Annotated in this window: 6 protein-coding genes; 1 reads left to right on the forward strand and 5 read right to left on the reverse strand. The window is 37.8% G+C overall.

The window, feature by feature from the left end:
- The 4 genes from AC11ZT_RS10870 to AC11ZT_RS10885 all read right to left on the reverse strand — a co-directional run.
- On the reverse strand, window positions 1–1,538 hold a 1,538-nt coding region (locus tag AC11ZT_RS10870), incomplete at its 3' end, for an AAA family ATPase (RefSeq protein WP_484059609.1).
- Window positions 1,535–2,689, reverse strand: coding sequence for an exonuclease SbcCD subunit D (locus AC11ZT_RS10875; RefSeq protein WP_484059610.1), 1,155 nt, complete (start codon window positions 2,687–2,689; stop codon window positions 1,535–1,537). The genes AC11ZT_RS10875 and AC11ZT_RS10870, both read right to left, overlap by 4 nt.
- 16 nt (window positions 2,690–2,705) lie before the next feature.
- On the reverse strand, window positions 2,706–2,945 hold the full coding sequence (locus tag AC11ZT_RS10880) for a DUF2584 family protein (protein WP_484059611.1): 240 nt from the start codon (window positions 2,943–2,945) through the stop codon (window positions 2,706–2,708).
- Between the two features lie 100 nt (window positions 2,946–3,045).
- The gene (locus AC11ZT_RS10885) at window positions 3,046–3,501 is read right to left on the reverse strand and encodes a hypothetical protein (RefSeq protein ID WP_484059612.1); all 456 of its coding nucleotides are present in this window, start codon (window positions 3,499–3,501) and stop codon (window positions 3,046–3,048) included.
- A gap of 166 nt (window positions 3,502–3,667) precedes the next feature.
- Between AC11ZT_RS10885 and AC11ZT_RS10890 the strand changes: the two genes are divergently transcribed.
- A complete protein-coding gene (locus tag AC11ZT_RS10890) occupies window positions 3,668–3,982 on the forward strand; it encodes a thioredoxin family protein (protein ID WP_484059613.1) in 315 nt (104 codons plus the stop codon).
- Window positions 3,983–4,059: 77 nt separating this feature from the next.
- On the opposite strand, the gene AC11ZT_RS10895 is transcribed toward AC11ZT_RS10890, so the two are convergent.
- Window positions 4,060–4,689 (reverse strand): phosphatase PAP2 family protein, encoded by a 630-nt coding sequence (locus AC11ZT_RS10895; protein WP_484059614.1) that lies wholly within the window; start codon window positions 4,687–4,689, stop codon window positions 4,060–4,062.
- Window positions 4,690–4,783: the final 94 nt, after the last annotated feature.

A 4,783-nucleotide genomic window follows, 5' to 3' on the forward strand; every position in this document is an offset into this window, starting at 1 on the left:
TGAAGTGCAATTTGCCCAGCCTGTTCCGATAAATACTGCTTCTCAAGCTCCTCATATACCGCGCTTGCATCATTCACTTCTTTTTTCGCTTCATGAAGAGAGGATTCATCTTTCTTGCTTTCATTAAAAGCTTTCTCGACCTTCATTAATAATTTCACATCATCACGTAATGTATCCAACTCACGCTGTTTTGTTACAAAATGCTGCGATGCCTCATCCAGTTGTTGCAACTGCATAGAAATCTGCTTACGTGCTTGCATAGCTTGTTCATATTGTTGCTTATAGGTATGTAGTATCTCACTCTTTTTCGTTATAAGAGAAGCGAAAGCTGCAATTTTCGTTGTTCGTTCCGCCCATGTTTCCACAATGGATTGCATATCTTGAAGCGCATTCCACTCTTGCTTTCTCTGTTCACGCAGCGGCTGCTTTTCTTTTTCTTCCTCAAAGAGCAACGTAACTTTCTTATAAGCAGAATCCAATTGTTCTTTTTGTATTTGAACAGTTTTATAAGCTTGATTCGTCTGTTCAACAACTCGGTTTGCTTCTTTCCATGATGCTTCGTACGGTTGGATACGATTTGCTTTTTCTGCTTGTACCAATTGTTCCTCTTTTTGTTTCATATACGATTGGTTTTCCATAAGATTATGATATTCATTATTCGTCTGCTCGAGCTGCTGAAACAATTCATTAATGGAATTTGCCTCATGATATGCTTTTTCTTTTTGGCGCAATTGAGAGATCTGTGAGCTTTCTTCGTTACGTAAGAGTTGTAGCTGTCCGTTAAAAAATACTTGCTCTTCCTCTAGCGCCGCAATCATTTGGAAGCTATTCCAACTGCTTTGCTGCGAAAGTTCCTGTAACAAGCTTTCTTCACGCATTGGCATGGCAAGTGCATTGCGGAAATAGATATCCCTCTCTTGTATTTTCCCCTCTAGCTTGTTTTTTAATTGTTTTCGTTTATGATCTAACAACTCCCGAATTTGATTATAACGATTGGTTTTAAAAATCCGACGCAATATTTCTTCTTTATTTTCTGTTTCTGAGGTTAATAGTTTCCGAAATTCCCCTTGTGGCAGCATCACAATCTGGCTAAACTGATGCTTTGTTAATCCAATTAATTGCTCTAGCTTTTTATTTACATCATTCACATGAAAACGATCTACACACGGTATATTTTCACCGTCTACCACTTCATATAGCTCGACAACTCCGCCAGTAGCCGTTTTATTTCCTTGTTTGCGATGGGCCATTTGGCGTTTTATATAATAGGTTTTCCCATGCATTTCAAATGTTAACGAAACTAACGTATATGTATCGTCATCAGCAAAATGACTCCGTAACATGCTAACATCATTTCTCTCTTCCCCGCTCGCCTCACCGTAAAGAGCGTAGCAAATGGCATCGAATATCGTAGTTTTCCCAGCGCCTGTATTCCCTGAAATAGAAAAAAGACGATGTTCTCCAAGCTTTGTAAAATCAATACTTTCTTGATATTTGTATGGACCAAATGCGGTCATTGTTAATAGAATCGGCTTCATTGTCGTTCCCCCTCCAGTAACCGGAGCTCTTCTACTATATCTTGAAAAATTCGCTGTTTATTTTCTGTAGGCTCAATTCCCTTCATTTCCTTGTAGAAGGCCTTAAGCAAAGCCAAATCATCCATCTTATGTCTCTCCGTCACTTGCTCACCATTTACTGCTTCCTGCCGTTTTATAATCCGTTCCACATGCATTGCATTCGGGTAGACAGAACGAATTTTTTCCATAGGCTGCAGTACAGGATTCTCATCAAGCAAGTGCACGAACACATAGTCATCGGATTTCTCATGCTGCAAGATATCATGCAAGGTTCCTTCTATTGTTCTCATTTTACGCAGTGGTTCAAGCAACCGTTTTTCAATAGTAGTTTTACCATCACCATCTAAGGTAACAATATAAAAACCTTTTTTATGAGCTTCTTCAGAAATAGAGTACGGTAGGGGGGAACCCGCATAGCGTATCGCTTCATTGGCAACAAAATGAGCCTGGTGCAAATGCCCAAGTGCCGTATAATCAAAACTAGTAAAATAGTTACTATTCACATATTCAGCACCACCAATCGATAACGGTCGTTCCGCATCACTTGTGTTTTCCTCTTCCTCTCCTAGGGATGTAACAAAAGCATGACCAACAAAAACATGACGTGCTTGACGGTCCATTGATTCACGTATCATAGATGTAATAATTCGCATAGCATCATCGTGTGAATGAATATCTTCATTTTGCAATACATGACGAACAATACCTGGATCAGCATAGGGAACGAGGTGTACATGCACTTCTCCGTATTGGTCGTGTAATATTACGGTTTCAAACGGGTACTGAAGCTGTCCGATAATATGAAGTCCTTGGCGTTTTAACAAATCACTACCAAAATGGATGCGGTCAGGGCTGTCATGGTTCCCTGCTATCGAAAGAACTGGTGTTTCTAAATCAATCACGATTTTTTTCAACGTTTCATTTAATAATTCCACCGCTTCCGTGGGAGGAATCGCACGATCATATAAATCTCCTGCAATAATAACCGCATCTGGCTTTTCTTCCTCTATTGCTTCTATAAAGCGATCTAAGATGTAAGCTTGATCGTGGGTCATATACACACCATGTATAAGCTTTCCTAAATGCCAATCTGCAGTATGAAATAACTTCATTTTTCTGAGTCCCTTCTTAGTTCACAGAATGAAGAGAAATAAGTTGATACTGAAATATCGTTTTCTCATCAGACCAAGAGATTTTTTTAGGAATAGCTGTTCCAATTCGTTCTTTCTCTGTTTTCAATAGTGCAACTGATTCGTTTAATGGATATACATGATATCCCTCTAACACAAGTTCAAATAAATTATGCTCTATATCAATCCGAATTTCATTATCATTTGTAACAATATTTGTATGCGTTTCAAATTTCATTTCATTCATCTCCTCTAGCATGTTCTTACTTTTATAGTAAATGCTTCTTTATAAATTGACAAGGGAGAGGAAAATGGCTGTTTTCCTCTCCCTTGCATACTTAAACGTATCGAAACCATACTGTCCACTTTTGCCTGCTATCTTTACTTATAAAAAATTCACCTAACTTATTCATTTGTGTAGAATTCGGAAAACGTAACCGAACGAAGTATGACCGATTTGCAACTGTAAGCCCGCATTGCTGAACGGCTATATGGTAATATGAGGCGTCCGTTCTTTTTAGATTCTGCAACGGGCTAACGACTTCGGCTGTCCATTGTTTATTGCTTCCATACATATTCTTCACGATGTAATCTTGCAAAGCTTTTTCCACTTCTTCTTTGTCCTGAGCTGCATTAGCTGATAATTCCTCTGCCTTCGGACATATGACTTGCTTATTTGGTTCTGCATACACATTTGATTGAACAAAAAATAATATAAGAAAAGCTAAATAATACGGCATTAACCGATCTTTTCTATTTCTTAGGTTACTAAGAGAACTATTATTCGTTTTCAATACAAACACCTCCCTGTCGCTTATATTTTCCTAATTTAGAAATTATAGTACCCTTTTCTCGATATCCCTAAATTATCCGTTTCAAATAATTGACACCGAACTGTAAAAAGATTATAAAGAAATGGAAGTATTATCGCTTATTACATATACAGGAGGGGATGAGAGAATGAAAAGCATCCAATCAGCAGCAGAATTCCGTGAAATTAGTAACAGTGAGACCCCCGTGGTAGTAAAGTTTTATACGACATGGTGTCCAGATTGTGCACGATTAAATAATTTTATTGATGATGTAATTGCTGAATTTAATACGTTTGCTTGGTATGAAATAGATAAGGATGAATTTCCAGAGATTGGGGAAGAATTCCAAGTTATGGGGATTCCAAGTCTGCTTGTATTCCAAAACGGGAAAAAAATCGGTCATTTACATAGCGCCAATGCTAAAACAGAAGAACAAGTCACTGAATTTTTACAATCATATTAATTTTCGTATAGTATTGATAATTTCTAGAAAAACGACCATCACAAATAATGTGATGGTCGTTTTTCTAATTACATCATTCATTGCAGCTTATCTCGCCGCATCATACTGTGAAACAATGTGCAAAGGAGCAGCCAACCACATCCTGCAATCATACCAGCGAGAACATCAGTTGGGTAATGGACTCCTAAATACACTCGGCTTAGTCCAATTGAAAATATAATAAAACTACTTATTACAATTAAAATAATTTTCAAACGTAACGTGAGCCGATATTCAGTAATGGCAAGATAGGAGACAAATCCTAAAAAAGCTGTTGCATTCATTGCATGACCACTCGGAAAGCTATAACCAGCTGCAGTGATGAGCGTCTGCACATCAGGCCGAGGTCTTTCATACCAAGACTTTAATAGGTAATTCATATAATCAGCTCCATACAGGCTAACGACTGTAAGCAACGCGGCAAGGAATCGTTTGTGTATAACTAAATAAACCAATAGCAAAATAGAAAGCGGGATGTAAACACGCATCGATCCTAGTGTAGTCATAAACAAAAACCAATCGGACAAAGCTGGGTTACGAAAGCTCTGTACGAAACGACTCACAGCAGCATCAAACCTCACCATTACACTCATATTGTAAGTAATCGAAAAAAAGTAAAAAATCAACCAACATCCTACCACATAACCAATTTTTCGATAATTCATCATGTATGCTCCTAAGTAAAAATAGAATGGAGAGGTATAGTTTCCCTCTCCAAACAACAATTATGCATGAATAATTTAGTTTTCTAATAAACGCCTC

This window comes from Ectobacillus sp., assembly GCF_056992975.1.

What these genes read in the sequence shown, in the direction of transcription:
- AC11ZT_RS10875 (WP_484059610.1), bottom strand. Translation starts at nt 2,689, where the DNA reads ATGAAGTTATTTCATACTGCAGATTGGCATTTAGGAAAGCTTATACAT.
- AC11ZT_RS10880 (WP_484059611.1), bottom strand. Translation starts at nt 2,945, where the DNA reads ATGAAATTTGAAACGCATACAAATATTGTTACAAATGATAATGAAATT.
- AC11ZT_RS10890 (WP_484059613.1), top strand. Translation starts at nt 3,668, where the DNA reads ATGAAAAGCATCCAATCAGCAGCAGAATTCCGTGAAATTAGTAACAGT.
- AC11ZT_RS10895 (WP_484059614.1), bottom strand. Translation starts at nt 4,689, where the DNA reads ATGATGAATTATCGAAAAATTGGTTATGTGGTAGGATGTTGGTTGATT.